Annotated in this window: 20 protein-coding genes; 8 read left to right on the top strand and 12 right to left on the bottom strand. The window is 40.4% G+C overall.

Annotation, left to right across the window (positions count from 1 at the left end; translation table 11 throughout):
- Positions 1-10 precede the first annotated feature (10 nt).
- From ABD985_RS16110 to ABD985_RS16095, 4 genes are all read right to left on the bottom strand, one after another.
- Positions 11-1,282 carry an ABC transporter permease gene (locus ABD985_RS16110; protein ID WP_345373502.1) on the bottom strand — a complete coding sequence of 424 codons (1,272 nt, stop codon included), beginning with the start codon at positions 1,280-1,282 and terminating at the stop codon, positions 11-13.
- Between the two features lie 59 nt (positions 1,283-1,341).
- On the bottom strand, positions 1,342-1,596 hold the full coding sequence (locus ABD985_RS16105; RefSeq protein WP_345373500.1) for a hypothetical protein: 255 nt from the start codon (positions 1,594-1,596) through the stop codon (positions 1,342-1,344).
- A gap of 64 nt (positions 1,597-1,660) precedes the next feature.
- Positions 1,661-2,782, bottom strand: coding sequence for a glycosyltransferase (locus ABD985_RS16100; RefSeq protein ID WP_345373498.1), 1,122 nt, complete (start codon positions 2,780-2,782; stop codon positions 1,661-1,663).
- Between the two features lie 113 nt (positions 2,783-2,895).
- On the bottom strand, positions 2,896-3,561 hold the full coding sequence (locus ABD985_RS16095; RefSeq protein WP_345373496.1) for a potassium channel family protein: 666 nt from the start codon (positions 3,559-3,561) through the stop codon (positions 2,896-2,898).
- A 507-nt stretch (positions 3,562-4,068) separates the two neighbouring features.
- On the opposite strand from ABD985_RS16095, the gene ABD985_RS16090 reads away from it, so the two are divergent.
- The 4 genes from ABD985_RS16090 to bcp (ABD985_RS16075) all read left to right on the top strand — a co-directional run bounded on the left by ABD985_RS16090 (position 4,069) and on the right by bcp (ABD985_RS16075) (position 7,601).
- Complete coding sequence (locus tag ABD985_RS16090) at positions 4,069-4,992, top strand: RHS repeat-associated core domain-containing protein (protein ID WP_345373585.1); 924 nt, start codon at positions 4,069-4,071, stop codon at positions 4,990-4,992.
- The gene (locus tag ABD985_RS16085) at positions 4,982-5,725 is read left to right on the top strand and encodes a hypothetical protein (protein ID WP_345373494.1); all 744 of its coding nucleotides are present in this window, start codon (positions 4,982-4,984) and stop codon (positions 5,723-5,725) included. Before ABD985_RS16090 ends, ABD985_RS16085 begins: the two co-directional genes overlap by 11 nt.
- Before the next feature lie 757 nt (positions 5,726-6,482).
- On the top strand, positions 6,483-6,929 hold the full coding sequence (gene bcp, locus ABD985_RS16080; RefSeq protein ID WP_345373493.1) for a thioredoxin-dependent thiol peroxidase: 447 nt from the start codon (positions 6,483-6,485) through the stop codon (positions 6,927-6,929).
- A gap of 153 nt (positions 6,930-7,082) precedes the next feature.
- Positions 7,083-7,601 carry a thioredoxin-dependent thiol peroxidase gene (gene bcp, locus ABD985_RS16075; protein WP_345373491.1) on the top strand — a complete coding sequence of 173 codons (519 nt, stop codon included), beginning with the start codon at positions 7,083-7,085 and terminating at the stop codon, positions 7,599-7,601.
- Between the two features lie 42 nt (positions 7,602-7,643).
- On the opposite strand, the gene rlmD is transcribed toward bcp (ABD985_RS16075), so the two are convergent.
- The 3 genes from rlmD to tamL form a co-directional block, all read right to left on the bottom strand.
- A complete protein-coding gene (rlmD, locus tag ABD985_RS16070) occupies positions 7,644-9,056 on the bottom strand; it encodes a 23S rRNA (uracil(1939)-C(5))-methyltransferase RlmD (protein ID WP_345373490.1) in 1,413 nt (470 codons plus the stop codon).
- Positions 9,057-9,172: 116 nt separating this feature from the next.
- Positions 9,173-9,658, bottom strand: a complete 486-nt coding sequence (gene folK, locus ABD985_RS16065) for a 2-amino-4-hydroxy-6-hydroxymethyldihydropteridine diphosphokinase (protein ID WP_345373488.1) — start codon at positions 9,656-9,658, stop codon at positions 9,173-9,175.
- Between the two features lie 72 nt (positions 9,659-9,730).
- Complete coding sequence (tamL, locus tag ABD985_RS16060) at positions 9,731-12,280, bottom strand: translocation and assembly module lipoprotein TamL (protein ID WP_345373486.1); 2,550 nt, start codon at positions 12,278-12,280, stop codon at positions 9,731-9,733.
- A gap of 335 nt (positions 12,281-12,615) precedes the next feature.
- Here tamL and ABD985_RS16055 point away from each other — a divergent pair, with 335 nt between their 5' ends.
- Positions 12,616-13,998, top strand: a complete 1,383-nt coding sequence (locus tag ABD985_RS16055; RefSeq protein ID WP_345373484.1) for an exonuclease domain-containing protein — start codon at positions 12,616-12,618, stop codon at positions 13,996-13,998.
- 236 nt (positions 13,999-14,234) lie between these two features.
- On the opposite strand, the gene ABD985_RS16050 is transcribed toward ABD985_RS16055, so the two are convergent.
- On the bottom strand, positions 14,235-16,217 hold the full coding sequence (locus tag ABD985_RS16050) for a SpoIIE family protein phosphatase (protein WP_345373483.1): 1,983 nt from the start codon (positions 16,215-16,217) through the stop codon (positions 14,235-14,237).
- Positions 16,218-16,442: 225 nt separating this feature from the next.
- On the bottom strand, positions 16,443-17,393 hold the full coding sequence (locus ABD985_RS16045) for a transketolase family protein (RefSeq protein WP_345373482.1): 951 nt from the start codon (positions 17,391-17,393) through the stop codon (positions 16,443-16,445).
- Positions 17,394-17,540: 147 nt separating this feature from the next.
- On the opposite strand from ABD985_RS16045, the gene ABD985_RS16040 reads away from it, so the two are divergent.
- A complete protein-coding gene (locus ABD985_RS16040; RefSeq protein WP_345373480.1) occupies positions 17,541-18,509 on the top strand; it encodes a GSCFA domain-containing protein in 969 nt (322 codons plus the stop codon).
- 56 nt (positions 18,510-18,565) lie between these two features.
- Here the strand turns inward: ABD985_RS16040 and ABD985_RS16035 are convergent, their stop codons facing one another.
- Complete coding sequence (locus ABD985_RS16035; protein WP_345373479.1) at positions 18,566-19,474, bottom strand: DUF4412 domain-containing protein; 909 nt, start codon at positions 19,472-19,474, stop codon at positions 18,566-18,568.
- 230 nt (positions 19,475-19,704) lie between these two features.
- On the opposite strand from ABD985_RS16035, the gene ABD985_RS16030 reads away from it, so the two are divergent.
- Positions 19,705-21,216, top strand: a complete 1,512-nt coding sequence (locus ABD985_RS16030; RefSeq protein ID WP_345373478.1) for an NADP-dependent isocitrate dehydrogenase — start codon at positions 19,705-19,707, stop codon at positions 21,214-21,216.
- Positions 21,217-21,449: 233 nt separating this feature from the next.
- On the opposite strand, the gene ABD985_RS16025 is transcribed toward ABD985_RS16030, so the two are convergent.
- Together ABD985_RS16025 and ABD985_RS16020 are read right to left on the bottom strand one after the other, a co-directional pair.
- Positions 21,450-21,866, bottom strand: a complete 417-nt coding sequence (locus ABD985_RS16025; protein ID WP_345373476.1) for a tellurite resistance TerB family protein — start codon at positions 21,864-21,866, stop codon at positions 21,450-21,452.
- A 209-nt stretch (positions 21,867-22,075) separates the two neighbouring features.
- Complete coding sequence (locus ABD985_RS16020; protein ID WP_345373474.1) at positions 22,076-23,830, bottom strand: M14 family metallopeptidase; 1,755 nt, start codon at positions 23,828-23,830, stop codon at positions 22,076-22,078.
- A gap of 125 nt (positions 23,831-23,955) precedes the next feature.
- Here ABD985_RS16020 and ABD985_RS16015 point away from each other — a divergent pair, with 125 nt between their 5' ends.
- Entirely contained in the window at positions 23,956-24,423 is a 468-nt protein-coding gene (locus ABD985_RS16015; protein ID WP_345373472.1) for a ferritin-like domain-containing protein, read from the top strand.
- The last annotated feature ends 65 nt before the right edge of the window (positions 24,424-24,488 follow it).

Raw genomic sequence — 24,488 nt, 5'->3', positions numbered from 1 at the left:
TTCATCATTCCTATTTCACGCTAGCTTTTGGGTCAAATACATCTCTCAATCCGCTTCCTATTAGGTTAAGCGCCAACACCGTTATACTCAAACTGATACAAGGGTATAATATCAAGTGCCAATATCCTCCCGGTGTCAGTTCATTAATTCCATCATAAATCATCTTACCCCAAGAGGGCATCTCCGCAGGGCCACCAATACCTAAGAAGCTGAACCCTGCTTCTATAAGAATCGCCGCTCCAAAGTTAGAAGCGGAGATCACTACCAGTGAGCCTGTCAGGTTAGGTAGTATATGCCTAAAAATAATTCTGGCATCAGAATACCCTAAGGCTCTGGCTGCCTCTATAAATAATTTTTCTTTGATGGATTTCATTTCTCCACGTACCACCCTTGCCACCTCTACCCACATGGTCAGTCCTACTGCCATAAAGGTAATCCACACCTTATCACTATCCAGCATCAGGCGAATGGCAATCACCAACATCAGTGAAGGCAAAGACCAGACCACGGTCATTAACCACTCCAATATGGCATCCAGTTTCCCTCCGAAGTATCCTGCCAAGGCACCTACTGTCGTCCCTATTACTAAAGAAATAATCAAAGACATAACACCAATCATCAGAGAGATTCGGGCACCGTACATCAATCGGCTCAGTACATCCCTACCCAAACGATCACTTCCCAAATAGAAAACCCTTTCCTCTACATTATTTTCCCAAAACTCCTTCTCCAAACGTTCATATGTCACGGTACGCACGACCTCATTGACATCTAAATAAGCATATCCATCCTCAATAGGTGTATAGTTATTGGGCACATAGCGTCCTAGTTTTTCTGACTTGGGCACGTAAATGGATTTCACACATTGGATCAACGGTAATGATAGTTCCAGTCGGGTCATCGAGCGGCGGCTGACTTTCTCTTTACCTGGATAAATAACAAAATACACCGAATCCCCTACAATACGGGGAGGCTCTGCTAAGGGCTTGATTTCATAAGGATTCTCTTGTCCATACAACATCTTGCCTATAAACCCACGTTGCTCTACCTCAATATCTTTTTTAATTTTCAATACCTGTACTCGAAAGCCCGAAGGTTTGTTCTTTACCTCCGGCATCATATCATTGGCATAGGGCGTACTATCAGGCATAATCAAATATCCCAACAAAGCCACTACGGTCATCAGCAATAATACACTTCCTCCCAGCAACAGAAAACGGCTCCGGAAAACATTTTTCCAAATAGCTTTTGATGACCCTATGATTCTATATTCCTCGTACATATATGCTTTAGTGATAACAGTCGTTCTACAGTCAAAAAAATATATTAATCGGTACTCGTTTATAGCGTATTATGTGCCATCAAACCTTTCTTGGTGGCCAAATAGTAATACTGTTGGAAATGCGCATTCATATCTACCTCACTCTCCTCCAATTCATCATCAATGGAAGCCATGCATTTCACCCATTTCTTTTCCAGCAACTGTTGCAGACACTCTTTCAAAGCGCTTTGCTCAATACCTGTTGCCTCTTGTAACTGTGAAAAGGAAACTACAAAATACAGCTCATCCAATACCTCAAACTCTAAATCATTCATATGCTAAAAATATAAATTATATAAGAACAAATATATTAGAAATGGAAAAAACACTACGCACCTGCTATACAGTATATTTTCTTTGCTTCCACTGATAACTAGCAAAAGTACCCATAAGTCCCACAAGCACAACATAATAAGAATACCACAACACTACGAAAGGAGTATAGTAGTAAACTTTAGATTTCGTCATACTTTTGAGCACGTCCCTAAGAAAGAAAAATTCCGTTCCTCCCCTTAGTAACCACGCCAAAAACAAAGCGTTTGAAGACAATAATCCTCCCATCCATAATAAAGGAGATGCCGCATAAGTCAAATGCAAAAAAAACATATATACTGCCAGTAGTTTAGCCGACACTCCATTCTGCAAACGCCATTTCCCTGCCCAACGTATCCGCTGCTGTAATAAAGCTTTCCAGCCCGAAGGTGCTAACGTTCGAACAACATGAGCCGGGGCTTTTATAAAGGTAATACTTGTTGGCCACTGCTGTACAAACTTTTTAAGCAAGAACTCATCGTCCCCAGAGGCGATATGTTCATTTCCCTGATAGCCATTCACCTCCCAAAAAGCCTTGCGTTCAAAGGCAAGGTTGGCCCCACTACACATCAAAGGGTGCTTCCACCCTATACAAGCCGCTCCTGTTCCGATCGCACTGCTAAACTCCACAGCCATCATCTTTTCAAACAAGCTATTAAAAGGACTAAACAACACGCTGCCACAAACCATCTTATTAGTACTTCCCTGAAGGTGATGCGCCAATACCTTTAACCAATCAAGAGAAACCCTGCAATCGCCATCCGTGGTGACAATCCATTGCCCTTGTCCCTGATGGATACCTTCCGTTAACGCCGCTTTTTTTCCCTTTTTACTCTCTGGAAGCTGTAAGTAATGGAAGTAATCGTAAGACTGCACGATACCCTTTACGATAGAAGCTGTTTGGTCTTCAGAATGATCATCCACCACGATTACTTCAAAATTTTGATACGATTGTTGTGATAAATCTTCCAATAAGAGGCCTATCGAAACTTCCTCGTTTCGGACAGGAATGACAACGGTGAACTTCAAAGAATCACTCCCTACTAACTGCTCCCCTACGGCGGCTTCAGGAATTTTGCGCCATCCCCAGTAAAGTCCTATTAATAATAGGCTATACGAAATTGAAAAAATAATCAGTGCTCCCTCCAAGGTTTTATATAATTGGTCATTAGCTATGTGTAAATATACTGATTTGTATTTTCAGCATAGAATAAAACAAACTTATACAAAAATAGTACAAAAACGATTAGAGGATATCATTTTCACCTCTCCTGATGTGTCAAGTACTTCCCAATAATAATAGCCGTAAGTACCGCCAAATATAACTGCCCTATTAAACCAACAAAGATCGTTGCTTTCTGTGCCATATCTGTTTCGGGAACAATCTCCCCGTAACCAATGGTCAATAAAGTAATAAAACTAAAATACATCACCCTTTCGGTGCGCTCATAATCTGTCAGACTCCCCATACCTGAAAAAGAATCGGCATTGACCAACTCAATACTTAGGAAAATAAAGAACCCTACTAGTCCAAGATTAATAAAGCCAGCAATCAGTCCAAGGATTGTTTTGGTAGTAACCTGCTCAGATCGCCACACCTGCCTAATCAGCACCCATGTTACGATAATATAGAATGCAAACATGGTAATAAACTTCAAGTACTGTATCGGACTTTGAGACGGATAGAAAGAAGTAAGAATAAATATCGTGGTGATCAAAATACTAGTGACTAATGCTTTAAAAAGACCTCTATTGGTCTCAGCAAAAAGGATTAAACTTCCGCTACCCACATTCAAACAAAAAAGCAATAAAGAAATCCACTTGCCATAATTCCCTGACGGCACCAATAGGGTTCCAAACAAAATGCTCAATTGTCCCACCAGAAACAATTCGTATTTATAAGATAATATTCGCTGCTTTATCGTCATTGGGTTAGGGGTGTTTTATCAAACTTATGACTTTACCAAGATGGCAGAAACTAAACATATTGTTTTTTTTGGTTAAACATTGTTCCAACTGGAATATCTTGCGTGGTCGCCCCCTAACAGCCTTGTATTTATAGAAGAAAACCATAGTACTTTACCGCCATCCTTCGTAACTTATGGAAAATTGCTACCCTTCCACTGTAGATTACATTAACCATCAGGGACAAGCGACATCATCAGTCGCCCAAGCCCATTTACGGATTTAATCGCAGGGAAGTACTTCTGGTGCATGCTCACATAAAGAGTGGTGTCCCTGAGATTTCCTCAAACACATTAACGGGCTAAGGACGCCATGTAATGGTCAACTAGAGGTATACTATCTGCAGTAATCTTTATAAAATACCACAGTGATGTAATCAGAGTTAGAAGAAAGCAATTGAACTCCCTTGACAGAAAAGCATTATTTTTCTGCTCGGGTCTTTATGTGTCTGACTTTTTGAAGGTAGTTTAATTCGTTCTTTTTTTGATGATTTTTGGGAGTTCATAAAGAGTCCCTATGGCGGTAACATAACATCTCTTGCTGGCAGTGTGCCTTCGGATGCGTTTAAGTATACTTATAATGGGAAGGAGGAGCAATCTGAGTTGGGTTGGCTTGATTACGGCGCCAGGATGTATGACCCGAGTGTGGGGAGATGGTTTGGGGTGGATCCGCTGGCGGAGCAAGGTAGAAGATGGTCGCCTTATACTTATGCTTTTAACAACCCTATAAGATTTATTGACCCAGATGGAATGTGGGCTACGGACCCTAATAAGCAGGTTACTAAGGATAATTTTAGACCATCTAGTTCTATGGCGAACACAATGGTAAATAAAATGACTAAGGCTTCTTCAAAGGTAAAAAATGTCATTAGCACTGTTGAACAAAAAGTAACGAGTGTGTTTCAGGCTGTGGGTAACAAATTATCTCAAATAGATTTAAGCTTTGAAATTAGTGGTGGAGGATTTGAAATTTTTGGGTCAAATACCGATGTAGAAGGAGGGCCATCTAGTGATATTAAAGGAAATGGAAACCCTACTAGAATCTCAGAAAGCTACGTTAATGATATAGCAGGACCTTTGCTTGGAGCGGCTTCACACTATGGTCCTATAAAAGATGGAAGTATGCCTCAAAATGAAAGTACTACATTTCAAAGAAAAAGCTTAACAGAATCCTTACCCAAGGATGGATCAGGTATGGGTGGCGCAGCTAACCTATTGCTATCCGATACTCCAAATCCAGTGGTAGCAACAGATACTCTCTCCGAACCTAGAGGAGGTTATGCATATGGGAATGGTAAATATGGAACGGAAGTTCAAAGAACTTTTGCGAATGGTTATACAGATACAATTAATGTTGAAATTGATTCAAACTCCCTTTACTATAATGGCTTTTAATACGAAAAAATACGTTAAATTATTTTTTATACTATGGACTTTGGCAGCTTGCCAAAAGGAAGTTGAAGTGCAAAGTCTAGAATACGAAAAAAAAATGTTTAACAACTTTAAAGTCCTGCATTCAAAGACATATCGGCAGCAAGGTGACAAATACTTAAAAGTACAGACAAAATTAGAAAGATATGATTCCGAGAAAAAAGAATATCAGTTTAGGGTTTATAATGCTTGGGATGGTTACTCCAACCCAAAAGAATATGTTATTAAATATGATAGTAACATCATCAATAATAAAGAATACTTATTAGAAGGTGATTCATTAATTTATATGCAGACAAGGTCTCTATTAGACTTTGATAAATCTAATGGAAAGCAATTATCTTATAAGATAGACTTAGCATCTGGACATGTAAACATTTATAACTTTGAGTATATTGATAATGGTTTGCTAATTCAAGTAACGAATGCTAATGGAAAGATACTCTCAGAAGAAAAACTAATTTACGATTCTTTGGGTAGGATAATTTCTGCATATAAAAAAAATACTCTAAATGGAAATGTAGAAATCTATCAATCTAACCATGAATATGATGATGAAAATAAAGATGGCTTTTGGGATATTAGACACAGCAAGATAAAGGCCATTGTAAATGGCGAAAGATTTGAGCATATAGAAAAAACAGAGAGAACTTATACATTATTAGACTCGACTAAACGCAGTGCCGTTATTGACTAATTTCTGTAACTCACTCGAAGACAGTTCCTGTTCGCACACAGTGTATATGAATGGGGATAGGAAGGCTAGCTATATTTGCTGGCCTTCCATTTTTCATACAAGTATGTTGGTGTAAGGAATACTGTTCTACAAATCCTTTTCAATCTAATACCAAATCCCATTCATGGGATAATTAATCTTAGCGGTGGGTTTTTAACCCATCGTCTGCGTGAGAATCGTTGTTGCGAAAGGAACGAACACTACTCATACGTAGACCGTGGGTTAAAGACTTACCGTCCCTACCCACGGTTAATATATGTCACCCCTAAAGGGGTCGTATGCTACCTAAACCCTGAAAGGGTGACATCACATAGGGGCGGGTTTCAACCCGTCACTATACGGAATATGACGGATAAATATTCAACCTTAATCAATCCGTCACTTTACGAAACACGGCTATTTTTTATTCGATCTATCAATCCATCACCAACCTCATTTTTCCACTCATACCATCCGAGCGTGGACGCTCGCCGAAAGCGCTTTTAGGTCGTAGCGTGGACGCTACGACCAGTGCAGTGGTAAAAATATTACACCTCCACCAACCCTCTTACCTATTCCTTTTTACCTATTACCTCTAAAAGATGGTTATGGTCTCCTCCTACCTCTCGAAAAAATAAAAAAATAGTCCCCCTCCCCCCAAACTTTTTTAGCTTTGTAGAATTATTATAGAAGTACTAACGATTCTAAGATTAATTATCATCATAAAAACGTAAGCAACATGTTAGAAATTGGACAGAAGGCACCAGAGTTTACCGCCAAAGACCAGAATGGTAATGACATCTCTTTAAGTGATTATAAAGGGAAAAAAGTGGTTTTGTATTTTTATCCAAAAGATAGCACACCGGGATGTACTGCTCAAGCTTGTAACCTGAAAGACAACTATGAACTGTTACAAAGCAAAGGATATGAAGTCCTTGGTGTTAGTACGGATACAGAAAAAAGGCATCAGAACTTCATCAATAAATACGAGCTTCCATTTACCTTGATTGCTGATGTTGATCAAGCAGTACATGACCTATATGGCACTTGGCAGTTGAAAAAGAACTATGGCAGGGAGTACATGGGAACGGTTAGAACGACTTTCATCATTGATGAGGAAGGGAATATAGAAGACATTATTCAAAAAGTGAAAACCAAAGAGCATACGGCTCAAATTATAAAATAGTCTGGAGTCTGGAGTCTGGAGTCTGGAGTCTGGAGTCTGGAGTCTGGAGTCTGGAGTCTGGAGTCTGGAGTCTGGAGTCTGGAGTCTGGAGTCTGGAGTCTGGAGTCTGGAATGAAATTTAAGATTACTAACTGATATATTACTAAACTACTTATGAAAAAGTTATTGTCACTAGCAATTGGCGTACTAACGCCCCTACTTATTTTTGCTCAAAACCAACCATTACCCGTTAAAGTAGGTGATAAGGCACCGGCTTTTACCGAAAAAGATGAAAATGGTCAAGCAATTTCTTTGAGTGACTTTGAAGGTAAAAAGGTGGTGCTTTATTTCTATCCTAAAGATGATACTCCGGGGTGTACGGCACAAGCTTGTAACTTAAGAGACAACTATAAGACGCTGCAGGAAAAAGGATATGTTATCTTAGGTATTAGCGCGGACTCTGAAGCAGATCACCAGAAATTTAAAGAGAAATATAACTTGCCATTTCCATTGCTAGCCGATACAGATCGTTCTATGCATGAGAAGTATGGTACTTGGCAAACACGTATGTATAAAGGCAAGTCATACGAAGGCACGGCCCGTATTACCTTTATCATTAATGAGAAAGGGGTAATTGAAGATATTATTGAGAAAGTAGATACGAAGGAGCATACGTTCCAGATTCTCAATTAAATCGCAAAATGTTGAGGCGGCGCAAGCCGCCTCAATAAAAAGCTATCGTCTTTCCAGCAACACTACGTTCTCCACGTGCTGTGTGTGAGGGAACATATCTACTGGACGAATCTTCGTCACTTTATAATCCTCATCCATCAAAGCAATATCTCTTGCCTGAGTTGCAGGGTTACAGCTTACATAGACTACTCGCTTAGGAGCAACCTTCAAGATCTGCTTCACTACATCCGGATGCATACCCGCTCTTGGAGGGTCAGTAATAATCACATCGGCCTCTCCATGTTCTTTTACAAAGGTTGGCGTCAGGATATCTTTCATGTCACCCGCATAGAACTTACAGTTCTCAATTCCATTGTAAGAAGCATTTTCCTTGGCATCCTCAATGGCAGACTCTACATATTCAATACCAATCACCTCTTTTGCTTCCTTGGACACAAACTGTGCAATGGTACCTGTACCTGTATATAAGTCATATACCTTCTCTTCTCCAGTCAACTGAGCAAACTCCCTGGTTACCTTGTATAACTCATAAGCCTGCTTGGAGTTAGTCTGATAGAACGATTTTGGTCCAACACGGAACTTCAAGCCTTCCATTTCTTCTGTGATAAATGGCTCTCCGTGGTAGTTCACAACCTCTAGGTCTCCAAACGTATCATTCTGTTTCGTATTGATCACATAGTTCAGAGAAGTGATCTCTGGGAAGTTTTCCTTCAAAAACTCCATTACTCCATTGATTGGGCCCATATCCTTGTACCCTACTTGAACAATTACCATCAAGTCACCCGTGATGGAAGTACGCATGATCAACCCTCTTAGGAATCCAGTGTGATCTTTATAGCTATAGCTGCTTAGATTATTTTCTCTGGCGTAATCCAGCAGTTGGTTTCTAATCTTGTTTGACGAGCCTTCCATCAAATGACAGTGATCGATATCAATGATACGGTTCCAGTGTCCCGGAAGGTGAAAACCACAGGCTTTTCTATCCAACTCCTTACCCTCGCTCTCTTGTAGTTCCTCCATGGTCAACCAACGGGAATCAGAGAAGGTATAATCCATCTTATTACGGTAGTTGGTAGTCTCCGCAGAACCCAAGATACGCATTGGCTCGGGAAGCTCGACTTTTCCAATACGTGTCAACTGATCCATCACCTGCTGCTGCTTGTAGTCCAACTGCTTTTCATAAGGAAGCATTTGCCACTTACAACCACCACAAAGACCGAAGTGCTCACAGAAAGGCTCTACCCTATCCTCAGAATACTTGTGAAACTTCATTGGATATGCCTCTATGAAAGACTTTTTCTTTTTCACTTCTTTGGCATCCACGATATCTCCAGGAACAGTTCCTGCTACAAAAAGGACCAGAGAGTCCACTTTAGCTACGCTTTTCCCCTCACTACCAATATTGAGAATCTCCACATTCTCAAACACTCTTAGCGGTTTTCTTTTTCTACCCATGTCTATATCTTAATGATGTAATTATATAACAATATCTTTTCACAGGGCGTTGCCCTGTGCTATTGGCGTTGCCCTGTGCTATTTGTGTTGCCCTGTGTTATTGGTACTTCTCTTTATTACCCTTCTACCAACATCACTGGCAATGTATCCTGGCACTCCTCTAATAACGTCTTCAGCGTTTTATCAAATACGGGGTGTACCCAGTCCTTGTCCAGTTCACACAATGGCTCCAGCGTAAAACGTCTTTCCTGAATAAATGGATGAGGAATTTTCAGATGCTCCTGATCAACTTGCTGATTATCATAGAAAAGAATATCGATATCAATTAACCTTGCACCCCACTTTTCCAAACGCTCACGACCCAAAGCTTGCTCCACACCCAAAACGGTTTCCAATAACGCTTGAGGAGACAAAGCCGTTTCCATAAATAGTACCTGATTATAAAAGCTGGGCTGATCTGTTTTTCCCCAGGCAGCTGTTTCGTACACTGAGGAGGCTTTTAAAAGGCTTCCAACTTCTTTTTCGAGGGTTTCCTTGGCACGTTGTAACATTTGTAGGCGATCCCCCATATTGCCGCCTAGCAATAGAAATACTTTAACCATTTTCTTTCTTTAAAAATACAGCTTCTTCGGGAGGCAATCCACCCAAAGAAGCCGCAAATTTAATCCTTTTATCTAAAATGGATAGCCTATTGCAATATTAAATTCAGCTTTGGTAGGATCGAGGAAATTTTGCTTTAACAAAAAACGATCTCCCATAGATAGTGAAGGATCATACATCTTGAATCCTACGTCAAAACGAAGTAATACATAGGTAAAGTCCAAGCGTAAACCAGCACCATATCCTATGGCAAACTCTTTCCAGAAATCACTAAACTCAAAATGCGCTCCTTCTTTCAGGTTATTATCCTCATCGTACTGCTTCTGATAAAACCAGACATTGGAGGCATCCAGGAAAAGTGCTCCATGTATAAATCCAAACATCTTACTCCTCCACTCCAGGTTACCTTCAATAATGACTTCCCCTGGCTGCTCAAAGTTGGTATCTTCATCTGTTTGCTGATACGCTCCCGGACCAATACGTCTTGGTCTCCAAGCCCGGTTACTATTACTACCCCCTGAGAAAAAGTATTTTTCATAAGGTAATGAGGACTCTTCTCCTCCCAATGACCTTGCCACACCGATATATAACCTGGAAGCTAATTGTTGATTTAAGTACCCTAGTCGAATCGCCTTTCTTAGTTCAGCGGAGAATTTCAGAAATCGGTAGTAAGGTAATCCCAAGATTTGCTCATCATCTCCTAGAAATTGTTGATCGATAAAATCCAGTGTATTACCTCCCAGTTCAGCAAATAGTTTAATAAAAGAAGTATTTTCCAACTGCCCCATTCCAAACTGTCCTGTTGCTTTGGTGTAATAAGCGTTCGTACTGGAGACTAAACCACTATCAAAGTTCCTTACTAAAGGCTCTCCTCCAATTTCTCTCAAACGATCCAGAAACGCCTCATCTACTTCAGGTGTACTGGTCACCCCTATATCAAATAAGTTGACGTTGAAATTGGCTTGATGCTGATTTCTCCATTGATAACCAAAAACTCCTTGTAAGTTTAATCGCTTATACTCAGGTCGTTCAACAAAAGTGGCTCCTGTCAAAAACAATGTTTGGGTATTTTTGACAAATAACCTTTCCTTAAGGCTTTCTGACATAGGAAAGACCACCCTTGGAAATAAAAGACTAGTATTTACCCCCAATTCTTGTCCCGTATATAGCTGATCTTCTACGTCCAACGTACTAGCCTGCGCCTCCAAAGAAAAGCGTCCCTGTAACTGCAATACCTCTCCTCCATTAAAAACATTTCGATTCGTCAAGGTGAAAGAAGTGAAAGGACCAGGGAAACGGTCATTCATGTTCAAGCCTGTCTCAAAAGAGTACTGATACTTATCCAGAGAGTTCGTAATCACATGAGCTGTAAGGGTCGTGCTATCTTTTTTAGCCACCTGTACATCGACAAACTTAAATACGTCCATCGCTCCTAATGCAGCTCTGGTGTCCTGTACATCTTTCTGACTATAGACTCCATCAGTCAAATGAATTTTCGGTGTTAAGGCCTTGGGTTTATAAAAACGATCTCCTTGATAAAAAAGCACTCCCTGATGCTTCACGGTATCCATCACCGTGCGTTTACTCATGTCATTTTCAAAAGAAACCCCTTGAAGGGTATAACGTTGATGAGGCACATTGCCTGAGCGGTTGTTCAGAATAACATTGATATCTACCCGATGGTCATCCTTGGCTGTATCCAGTTCAAAATAAATATAGTCAATGGTTAAATCATAATACCCATTATTCTTCATCAAGGTGGCTATACGCCTACGCTCTTCTGAAAAATATTGACGATCCAAGGCTATCCCCGCTTCTAGAACACTCTCATTCCGAGTATCCTCCAGGTACTGTAACAAGGAGGGATCTTGTGCAGTATAAGAAACCGTTGCTACTTTTGATAAAGGGCCCGGGGTCACAGTATAGACTTGTTGCACAAACTTACCTGTTGTATCGACTTCCACTGCCACTTCTCCATTCAGGTACCCTTTGGAATGCAAATAACTTTCCATGGAATTTAAAGAATACCTTGTTTTCGTACTATCATACAAGACAGGCTTCTCTCCCATTAAACGCATACGCCAGTTGCCTTTAGCCAACCGCGTACGTAGCTTACTGCCTTTATCAAATTGCTTCTCCTGCAGCTTCTGAATTTTTGATAAATATCTTAGAGAATCTTTTTCCATGTTCTTGGCTAATTTAAACAGCTTATCATAAAGCTGTTCTTCTGTCATGGATGATTCTTTCTCAAAGAGTCGATCTTTCTTATCAAGGTAGGCATGTTGGTTTTTAGATAATCGGGTTTGGACCTTGGTGATCTTCTCCTCATAATGCCTATTGAGTTCTTCCAATTTCAAGGAATCGATAGCCCTTTTGTTCTTATAGCTTTTTTCCCCCTGATAATAAAGGTATAGATAAGGTTCCCTAGAAATCCCAAACCATTTACGATTAGGCTTTTGTTTCAACGCCGCGTACAGTCCTTCCTCCAAGGCCAAGTTATCGACCTCCACATCGACATCATACAAAAGATACTCTCCTTTCTCCAGGTAACGAGAAGAAAGGCAGGAGGTCAACTGCATGACGACAAAAAAAACTAATATTATATTTCTATTGATCAATCTCATTCTTGATTATTCGACCCTCTTATGTTTCCTACTGAACAATGTCCGTTCATCTAATAAAAAGATGTCATACGATGTAAAGCAAACCGTCAAAAAAGTTATGCTTCCTCTATTTATATTATGACATAGCCTTTCAAATTAAGGAATCTTGCCTATAACACAGACGAAGGGAAACAAATATAATAGTTGAATAGCACAAATCTATCTTAATATAAACCAACTATTAAAAATCTTTTCATAGTAGAAGCTTAAAACATCCTAAATTTAATCTTACCTCATCACAATAAAATTCAATTTCAAACAATAAATTATTAGAAATGTCTTAAATTTGTTTTCCTATGAAGTATGCGATAGTTGATATAGAGACCACTGGAGGCAACGCTAAGACAGGTAAAATTACTGAAGTTGCATTTTTTATACATGACGGGCAAAAGGTCATTGATGAGTACAGTACACTTATCAATCCAGAACAGCCAATTCCTCCCTTTGTTGCATCTCTTACAGGTATATCCAACAAAATGGTTGCCAAAGCACCTCGTTTCTTTGAGGTAGCCAAAGAAATTGTCACAAGAACAGAAGACTGTATCCTAGTGGCACACAACAGTGAGTTTGACTATAGCTTTCTGAAAGAAGAATTTGCCCAACTCGGCTATTCTTATCAAAAAGACACCCTTTGTACCGTAGAAATGGCTAAGCGCCTACTTCCCGGAGAAGAATCCTACAGCCTTGGTAAACTATGTAAATCACTGGGTATTCCCATGAATGCACGCCATCGTGCCAAGGGAGATGCAGAGGCTACCGTACAGCTTTTTGAAATGATGCTTCAAAAAGAATACTTTCAAGCTGTTAAGGAAGATATCTATACCTACGACACCTTTAACCACAAGGTGCACGGACATATCGGTAAAGAGGTGATTGATGCCCTGCCGGAAGTTACAGGAGTATACTACCTCTATAATCAAGAGAATGAGCTTATTTATATAGGAAAAAGTAAGAATATACGTAAGCGTATATTGCAACACCTTTCCAATAAGCAAACCAAAAGAGCCGAAAAGATGGCTCGATTTATCCATCATATCGACTACGTACATACTGGTAGTGAATTGGTTGCACTACTCTTGGAGTCAGATGAGATCAAAAAACATCTTCCTGTATACAATCGAGCACAGCGAAAAAGCAAAGTATTCTTTGGCATCTTTGTCAAAAAAGACAATAATGGCTACCTGAACTTTGACATTGCACCACTGACACAAGATCCCGATCAGGAAACACCTATCACCACTGCTTTTTCTAAAAAAGAAGCTACCCGTATTCTGGAAAGAATGTGTGAAAGGCACCAACTTTGCCTCAAGTTAAGTGGATTAGACAACAGTCCGAACAGTTGCTTTGGCTATCAGATTAAAACCTGTAAGGGCGCTTGTATTCAACAAGAGTCAGCAGATCAATACAATAAAAGAGCGCTAAAAGCAAGTCGCTACTTTAGCTATGGAGCCTCTAACCTGATGCTCATTGATCAAGGGAGAGACCTTAATGAAAAAGCTGTCGTGCAAATTGAAAATGGCGTTTATAAAGGCTTTGGCTTCATCCCTAAAGAACAAGGTACTAAGGATATCAATATCTTGAAGGCGGCTATTAAGCAATACCCCAACAATAAGGATGTGAATACCATTATCCGTGGGTTCTTAAGGAAAAAAGCTTTAGAAAAAACGATCCGTTACTAAATTGTTGAGCGCTTCGCTGTTGAGAAGCACTTTGTGCTGTTGAGTTTCACCTTCGGTGTGTTGAGAAAAGTAAACATTAATGTGAGCGTGGACGCTCACTTTTTTTTGTTCGTTGCGTAGACACAACACGCAACGAACAGTACTGCGAACACTACTCAGCAATACAACATAACTCTCAACAGTGCGAAGCACTACTCAACAGCACGAAGTGCTTCTCAACAGCGAAGCGCTCAACGTCAAAGGGGAGCTTGGAAGCCCATAATAAGGATATCATCTATCTGATCTCCCCTTCCTTTCCAACGAATAAGAAAGTCTTCCAATTTACTGCCTTGCTCATTTAATGGAACATCCTGTATTTTTTCCAATACTTTAATACACCCTGTACGCATTAACTTCTTTCCACGCTTTCCTCCAAACTGATCCGGAAAACCATCCGAAAACATATAAAAGTGGGTATTGTCTTCAAAAGGAATTTCTTCATCATAATAAGCTCCATTTTGTGTTAGCCCTCCTATCCCTACTCTACTGCCTTTATATACTGTTGTTTGATTAGAGGTGATCGCCACCAAGGGAATATGCGCTCCTGAAAATATCAAACGTTGATGGGTATAATCGTAACGGCAAAGCCCCATATCCATTCCATCAGTTACTTTGGTTTGCTCCCAGTGTAGCTTTCTTTTTAACTCCTGATGCATCTCTTTCATGATCTCAGCTGGAGAAGTAATTCCTTTGAGATGAATTATTTCTGTCAATAAACTTTCTGCAATCACACTAAGAAAAGCCGCCGACACGCCATGGCCTGTACAATCAATACAAGCTAAATAAGCATACCCATTAAAGCGTGTCACCCAATAGAAATCTCCACTCACTTCATCCAAGGGCTGAAATAACACAAAGGCATCTGGAAAAGCCGAGAAAAAGGTTTGATCATCGGGCAACAAGGCCATTTGAATCCTTTTGGCATAACGCATGGAGGCTTCTTTCTCATGGAGAAATCGTTCCAGCTCCTGACGTTGATCACTCTGTATCATCATCATACGATGATTCCTCCTACTTTGTCGAATCACCACGAGGGTCAGGATAGAAACAATCAGTAAAGCTAACATGGCCACTGCCAATTTCTGATATAAACGCTCTCGATCCTCCGAAGAGGTTTGCTCCAATTGACGCATTTCCCTCTTAATATTGGATACGGAGTTTTTTATGATCAAGTCATGTAAAACAGCTGCATCATAATGGTACTGCACACTATCCTTACTGGCTACATACTTCTCAAATAAGTTCAACGCTCTCTCGGAGGTCCCTTGTAGTTTTTCTACACTATAGAGAATAAAATAGGCTTGTTGTTGTATTTCATAGTTCCTCAAGTTCTTTCCCATAATCAGTACCCTCCAGGCCAAACGTTCTGCCTGATGATAATCCGTCATCAAAAAGCGCGTATTGGCCATCTGCAAAAGCATGGGCACCAAGTCAATATCTTCAATGGAAGAGGTGTTCAACAACTTATAGGCTTGCTCAAAATAACGATTGGCTTCAGAGAACTCATTCAATTTTATTTTCAACTTAGCTTGCGCCATCACTACCTTGGCTTCTAGCCAAGGGTCCATTTGTTCTCTGGCCATCAGTAGTGCTTCGTTCAATCTTTCCGAGGCATCCTGTATCAATCCTTCTTGCATAAGGTACTCCCCCCAATAGAGGGCAACACGAATACTGGCTTGAAAATCCTCTTCCTGCAAAGATTCTTCCGCCCTAAGTAGTGCATTACGCATATCCTGACGCATACCTTTTTCTCCATAGATTTTCGCCAGCTCAATCAAGGCCATAGACAAATAATGGGGTCTACCTAATTCTTCTCCGTACTCCAATACAAAGGAGGCTTGTTTAAATGCCTCATCCAATTGTCCAAGCTTGAAGTAGGCATTCGCTAAATTAAGGGAGCCTTCCAAAACCCCTTTACTATAATGCAACTTACTGGCAAGGGAAACTGCCTGGGAAGAATAACGTAATGTTTGCCGTATAGAGGTATGCCGGTATCGCCAGGCGATATCGTTTAGCATATTCACCTTAGAGGTATCTTGTTGTGCTATATTTAATGAATCTTCATCATGGACCACAGTACCTTTTACGATATTCATGGGTGCTCCCAGAAAGAGATAACAGAATAATAGGAAAGAAAAGTATCCATTTGTAGGAGTACCTATTGTCCTTTTAATAGGCATGAATGGTTTTGTTAGTTTGGGTTATGAGAAATAATAGTATAAGTGTTCAGATAAATCTACAACACTGTAGTAATCAAAGATTTCTTTATGATTAAATATAGAAACAAACCGATAATAAAAAAAGCCTGACGCGATGTCAGGCTTTTCTTTCATTTTTTCAAAGTAATAGGTTACGATGAAAAAATTATATACTATATGAATTTGGCTAGTGAGTTCCCCTAGGAATTACTTGCGCTTCATTACTTTCTCTGCAGCAGCTACGATGTTCTCTGCTGTCAAACCATACTTCTGCATCAATTCTGCAGGTGTACCGCTTTCTCCAAATACATCATTGATTCCTACAAACTCAATTGGAGCTGGGAAGTTTCTTGACAATGTACCTGCAACGCTTTCACCTAATCCACCATTTACCTGGTGCTCTTCAGCAGTCACGACACATCCTGTTTTCTTTACCGACTTAAGGATAGCCTCTTCGTCCAATGGCTTAATCGTGTGGATATTGATGATTTCTGCATCGATTCCTTTTTCAGCCAATGCTTCTCCTGCCTGGATCGCTTCCCATACCAAGTGACCTGTAGCGATAATTGTTACATCAGATCCTTCATTCAGCATCATTGCCTTACCAATCACAAAATCCTCTTCTTTTGTGAAGTTAGGTACCGCTGGACGTCCAAAGCGAAGGTAAACTGGTCCTTCGTGCTCAGCAATAGCAATCGTTGCTGCTTTTGTCTGGTTGAAATCACAAGTATTGATGACTGTCATATGAGGAAGCATTTTCATCATACCGATGTCCTCCAATACCTGGTGTGTTGCACCATCCTCACCTAGTGTAATACCTGAGTGCGAAGCACAAACCTTAACATTCTTCTTAGAGTAAGCTACCGATTGTCTGATTTGGTCATACACACGGCTAGTAGAGAAGTTGGCAAATGTACCCGTGAAAGGGATTTTTCCTCCGATAGTCATACCAGCAGCCAAACCAATCATATTGGCTTCCGCGATACCTACCTGGAAGAAACGCTCTGGACACTCCTTCTGGAAGTCGCCCATTTTCAACGAACCTGTCAAATCAGCACAAAGTGCTACAACATTTTCGTTCGTCTTACCTAGCTCCAACAAACCGGCTCCAAAACCTGAACGAGTATCTTTCTTCTCTGTATACGTATATTTTTTCATGATGAGCAGTGCAATAAAGCAATTTATGTGTCTTCGTTAAAATTCTGCGCACAAAAGTAACACTTGTATTTATCTAAGCCAAAATTTCATTGAACAAACCTCCAAAGAATATCGTAATTTTAAGAAAAATTTAAGATCTCCTCTATTATGCACACATTTAGGACTCCTATTCAAATTGAGAGCAGTCAGCAAAAAATCAATATAAAACAGCAAATATTTTCCATGGGCTCTTGTTTCTCGGAAAATATTGGACAGCGTTTAACGGATAGTAAGTTTGATATTCTCACCAATCCCTTTGGAGTATTGTACAACCCTGTTTCCATTTTCACCCTAATGGAAGCATCCTTGAAGAGAGCCCCATTACCATCCAATAGTATTGTTCAAAACGAGGGGGTTTTTCGATCGCTGTATTGTCATTCCGATATCTCAGCACCTACCCTTGAGGATTTTGAATCTTTGCTTGATCAAACTTTAAGTAGTTGCAAAAATAGATTAAATAATGCCTCATGGCTCCTGCTGACTTTTGGAAGTAGCTTTGTTTTTGATCATCTAGAAACAGGTATTCTCGCTGGTAACTGCCATAAAATTCCTCAAAAGGAATTTCAGGAGCGTATGCTCACCCTGGAAGAAATTAAACACGCTTTTAACCGCTTATACCCTCACCTTCCCAAAGACTGCCAGATTATCCTAACCGTAAGCCCTGTAAGACACCTAAGGAATGGCCTTTCCAAGAATAACCTTAGTAAATCCTTATTGCGTTTAGCTTGCGAAGCTCTTAGTGCTGCCTATAATAATGTTCATTACTTTCCCTCCTATGAAATCATGCTAGATGATCTCAGAGATTACCGTTTCTATACTTCCGATATGATACATCCCTCTGAAATAGCTATTGATTATATATGGGAACAGTTTCAGCAAACTTATCTGGATGAGGAGAGTAAGCAGTTTTTAAAAAAATGGGAGAAATTAAAGAGAGCCATCACACACCGGCCTTTTAATCCTCATACGGAAGCTCATCAGTCCTTCATTAGAAATACTATAAAAAAATTAGAGGGAATTAAGGAGGTTAATGTAGAGGAGGAAATACAGTATATGCAAGAGCAGTTAACGCCATAAAAAAAGCACAGACGTTTAGTCTGTGCTTTTTTTATGGCGTTACTATAAGACAAATACTATTCCTCATCAGGCGTAGGGTTTCCGTATCCCTGAGGAATCGCCATTAGTTCATAATCCTCTGATTTAACAGACATATCGGCATCTCCTAACTCCTTCACTTTCATACTACTCACTTCTCCATTCCTTTTGTCTACTGCCTGCATTTCCATCATGATCAGGTTCTTATTGACTGGGATATCCCCCATCACTTCTGCCAATCGCTTGCTCTGTCCCTGAAAGCTTCCGGGCATAAATGGCGCTGCCTGATCTACCTCTCCCAACCACAATTCTATTTCATGATCTTCGCCTTCTCCTACGTATTTCTCACAAGAAATACCATTGATTTCTTTGGTTTCCCCCGTTTTCTTGAACTTGGGAGCTTCTTCCTGATTAGCATCCTCTGCTGCCTCATCTTCGTAAGCCTGTGCCTGAATTTCATCCAAGTCCAGTTTCATGGCAATGGCTTGACGATTCCCTTTTTTCTTATCTTCTGTGAAGTTTACCATTACCTTTTCTGAACGGTCAAATACTGAGATGACCTCCATATCCTCGTCCTCTATAATAGGCTTAACACCTAAATAATCATTCTCCGTATTGGTATAGAAAATCACTTCCGTTTGATCTTCCTTACCATTTTTTTTCTTGGTGGCCATCACATAGTGAATCTGGTAGTCAAAGTTATAACTCCCCCTCACAGCTTCCTTAATTTCTTCTGCACTTCCTCCCCTAGAGGCCATTTTCTCCCACATTTTGTAGGTTTCTTCGTCGGTTTTCTGATCAGCCTTATCCAAGGCCTCTTTCATTTTTTTGAAAGGATTTTTCTTTTGCTTGGGTTCTGGTTCCTGTGCATTAATGCACAGACAGCAAAACAGGGAGAGTATTAAGGTAATACCTCCTCTGAGCAGTTTTTGGGTACTGTACTTCATAATTCATCAGTATTGATTCTACCCGTAGAACAGATCCTTTGAAAAAATCATCCCTGCCTACTGTGAAAAAAGGGGATGAGAAAAGTTAGGTTTCTCTTTTTATAGCACACACTAATAAATATAATTTATACTTTAAACTAAATAATTAAATGATAACTTATCATTAATACTCCCGATATTTGCATGAAATTATACCATCATCTAATAAACACGATATAAACCAGAAGCAAATGAGCACAACAACATTAAGTGAAGCAGTAGAAACTAAAGCAACCAATACTCCTGTTAAAATTGCCGTAGCGAATGGAGACGGTATTGGTCCAGAGATTATGGGCGCAACTTTAAAAATTCTCAACGCTGCTGGTGCCAACATTGAAACGGAATTTATCGACCTGGGAGAGAAAGTATATCTTTCAGGAAATACTTCCGGTATAGCACCCGATGCATGGGAGGCTATTCGTAAAAACAAGATTATTTTTAAAGCTCCTATCACGACTCCTCAGGGAAAAGGGTACAAGAGTTTGAACGTCACCTTAAGAAAATCCTTGGGACTCTTCGCCAATATTCGACCTGTAGAAGCATTGGTCCCTTATGTACCAAGTCATTTCCCTGATTTGGATGTCGTCATTATCCGTGAAAATGAAGAAGACTTATATGCCGGCATCGAGCACAGGCAAACACAAGATGTCTATCAGTGCCTAAAACTAATCACTCGTCCTGGCTGTGAGCGTATCGTACGCTATGCGTTTGAATATGCCCGTGCCTATGGAAGAAAGAAAGTTACCTGCATGGTGAAGGATAATATTATGAAAATCACCGATGGGCTATTCCATAAAGTGTTTGACGAAATTGCAGTGGAGTATCCTGATATTCAAAACGAGACACAAATCATCGATATAGGATCTGCACGTCTAGCTGCCAAGCCAGAAAATTATGATGTGATCGTTACAGCCAATCTATACGGGGATATTATCTCAGATATTGCTGCAGAGATTGGAGGTTCAGTCGGAATGTGTGGTTCTGCAAACATTGGTAATAATGTTGCCATGTTTGAAGCCATTCATGGCTCTGCTCCTGATATTGCCGGACAAGACATTGCCAATCCATCTGGTCTTTTGAATGCCGCTGTATCGATGCTGGCACATATTGGTCAATCAGCCATTGGTGATAAAGTAAAGAATGCCTGGCTACGTACACTGGAACAAGGTTATCATACTGCCGACATTTATAAAGAGGGAATCAGCGTACAAAAGGTAGGCACACAGGCTTTTGCAGATCAAGTGATTGCCAATTTAGGCAAGACTCCGGAGAAGCTCCCTATCAGCCACTTATCAGAAGGAAAGGGAAGTATTCAGATACCTGCTTATAAACGTCAAAGCGTAGCGAAGGAATTAGTTGGCGTTGATGTGTTTTTGGATTGGCAAGGGGATAATCCAAATGAGCTAGGAGACGCTCTAAGCAAGTTAAACTCTGATGAGTTACGCCTAAAAATGATCACCAACCGAGGGGTTAAGGTTTATCCAGAAGGTATAGAAGAAACGTATTGTACAGACCATTGGCGTTGCCGATTCGTAGGTGTAGATACAAAGAGACAACAAGATGGTACTTATGCGTCTATCAATTACGAAGAAGTTGTTTCCCTTCTTTTTAAGCTACACAATTTGGGGTTTGATGTTATCAAGACTGAAAACCTCTACCAATTTGATGGACAACGTGGGTTTTCTTTAGGGCAAGGAGAATAAAGAAGAAGCCTTACTAACGTTGAATATTTATCTGTCATACTGCTAGTTCGCTCTGTTGAGTGACACTGCGTGTCGTTGAGGCGGCTAGCGCCGCTAGTTGAGTATGCTTCGCACGTTGAGAAAGAGTCCTACTGAAAATCTCAACGTGCGAAGCATACTCAACTAGCGGCGCTAGCCGCCTCAACTGTCAGTTAATTATTCAACCTTAATAAGGCTTCCTTTTTTATTATATCTTAAGAGGCAGTGTGTAAACTACGATCCACTAAATAGTGGGCGTACTCATCGGACATATCCAAGTCATGCCCTACCTGATAAATTCTTTCCAAAGAGTCCGGATCTATATGACCCGTAGCAATCGCTGCCCCAATAATTTTTTTCAATACACTAGCCTTGAAAGGCTCACTAAGATACCCTGAAATGGTCTTCCAATCCGAATCTTGAGGCATGCCAATGATTTGGTCTAGCTGCGCCATATTAATAGTATCTGTACCAATGGTATTGATCACACCCAAGATTTCTTCCTTCGCTTGATAAGAAGATTCTTCTTCCAAAAGTACTGACAGTAACGAGCGTTTAAGCGCATAGTCGTATTTGTTCAAAAACTCTTGGTCTGTTTCGGTAAGCTGGTACGTTTTTACGATTGTGTTCATAATTCAGAAGCTTTTAATAGTGACTACTATAGCCTGTGCAACTTACTGTCCATATGAATCAACCTCTACCCTATGATGGACTTAAGCTCATAGACCTTTTATTGTTTAAAAGTAAAAGTATGAATATTCATTCATTTATATAGTATACGTTTACAATGGTTAAAAAGTTTCCTTTTTTTCTAGGGAAATTGATGATACATATCACTCTCCTACCATGATAAAAGCTCTACTCTATACACCGGATACCTACGATGCGCACGCTCATAATGAGGTGTCTGCTGATAAACAAACTGTAACTGTGCATAGGCATTTTTAGCGAAAGCAGGGTCGGCTGCCTTCTTACGTTCTAATGCTTCTCTTATCTCTGGATACTTTTGAAGATACTCCGCCGCTTTGTCTTCAAATACATAGGAAGAGAATCCTTCTTTCTGCTGCAAAATGGCATCAAAGAAGTTCCAGGCGAAAAAGGAATCCGTAGCATGTGGCTCCAGGGTCTCTATGATGTAACGGTTACTTGCCTGATTGGCTTCTACAAAATAATCTCCCTTCCGCGCTCTTAGCTGCTCCTTTTGTGTCGTGACCTTGATATCATAGTGCAAGTAATGTCCTTCATAGGCTTGCCTTGTCTTAAAGTCATCGATGTGGTATACCGTCACATCCATTACGGTATCTTCAGAAAGGGTTTGTACTGCTACCCCATTACGCTTTAGCTTATCGACTACGGTATACCACCCTGCCGGAATAAGATAGCCCTTAGGTCGCTTGACCGTGGTTTTTGGTTTAAAATGATTGTAAAAATCAATCTCTTTTTCAAATGGCTGTGTCCTATCATAATATAGTCTAGGTAAACCACTCACTTCACTTGGCTTGTAGATCCCTTTGTATCCTTTAAAAAGTAGCCTTGACTTTTGAGTGTCATCCAGCTCCCAGGCAATTGGAAAGTCTTCTTGCTGCTTTACTTGTTCGGCGGTTTGTGCACGCAAAGATTTTAATTCCTTTCCATGCTCCTTCATAAAGATCATTGCTTCCTTCAGGAAATTATAGGTAGCCTCTGTTCTCTGTTTGAAAGGCTTCAACATATGAGTCTCCGTAACATAAGAAAGCGTATGGAATAATGTCGTATACCCTGAGGAGTACCTTGGGGAATCCATAAACTGCACATATCCTGAGTCCGGCACGGTACCCCATACGTTGACATAAGGCGTCATTTCAAAAGAAGCCTCACGCATTTTATCTTTCATAAAAGGCGTTACCGTATGACGACTAAACTCTCCCAACTTACCTCCTAGCTTATCCTCCTGAGTTGCCAAGTACGTCATGACATATTGATAATCGGCACCATTGCTCACGTGTGTATCAATAAACAAATCAGGATCAAGTTGATGGAAAATAGAAGCAAACGTCTCCATATTACGGGAATTCATCTTGATAAAATCTCTGTTCAGGTCAAGGTTCTGCGCATTCCCTCTAAACCCATAAGCCACAGGTCCTTCCTGGTTGGCTCGGGTATGGCTGTTACGGTTTAAGGCTCCCCCTACATTATAGAAGGGAATCACCGCCACAACAACATCTTCCCATTCTCCATAACTGGCTTTATCTTGCAGTATATCCCTTAGGAGCATCAAAGAGGCATCTACCCCATCCGGCTCTCCCGGGTGGATACCATTATTGATCAACAGTACTCGCTTTTCTTTGATTCGCTCCAAATCAAAAGATTGATCTGTGGATAGTATCCCTAAATGCAAAGGAAGTCCTGCATCAGTAGTTCCTATTTCCTTTAATTGAAACGCCTCAAATAAGTCATCCAATTGCTGTAGGTAAGCAATCCCTTCTTGATACGTTACAGTCTCTTCTCCTTTGGAATCCTCAAACTTAGTGGATAGATTCTGGTTGCTCACCTCTACCGTTTGTGTACAAGCCGTTACCAGAAATAGTACGAATAAGTTGAAAAAAAATAATTTCATTGGTTGTTAAAGTTGTTTATTCCTATGTTTTGCCCCTTAATTTGGAATAGTCCTCTAGGATTTAATTATTGATCCCCTTATCTTATTATCATTGACTATTAACCCTTTAACCCATAAATACCCTCATGGAAGGAACTTTAAAAAAGAAAGATAAAAAAAAGTTCATAGAAGTCTTGAACAAGGTTCTGGAACTTGAACTGGCTGGTGTGGTACGCTACACCCATTATTCCTTAATGATCTTCGGATATAATCGTATCCCTATTGTCTCTTGGCTTAAGGGCAATGCCCAAGAAGGGCTGCTACATGCACAAAGGGCTGGTGAGATGATTACGATGCTTGGTGGTCACCCCTCTCTGAAGATCGGTGATTTGCTGGAAACACAAGAACATGATATCGGAAATATCCTGAGAGAAAGTCTGGAGCACGAGAAAGCCGCATTGGTGGTATACTATGAATTGCTGGAACTAGCTGAAGGGAAGTCAGTGGTTTTGGAAGAGTACGCTCGGGCACAAATCCTGGAAGAGGAAACACACCTGGATGAAGTGGATAAGATGCTTCGCAAGCCAGGGGATGTTCAGCCTTTTGAGGAGTAAATTAATCGAGTAGGAAGGTAGGGATTAGTTCCCTACCTGTCCTCTCACACCACCCTGCGTACGGA

The organism is Algivirga pacifica (assembly GCF_039543525.1).
GTDB classification, from domain to species: Bacteria; Bacteroidota; Bacteroidia; order Cytophagales; family Flammeovirgaceae; genus Algivirga; species Algivirga pacifica.
Note: the sequence above shows the minus strand (reverse complement) of the source record. Positions and strands in the feature narration are given on the sequence as shown.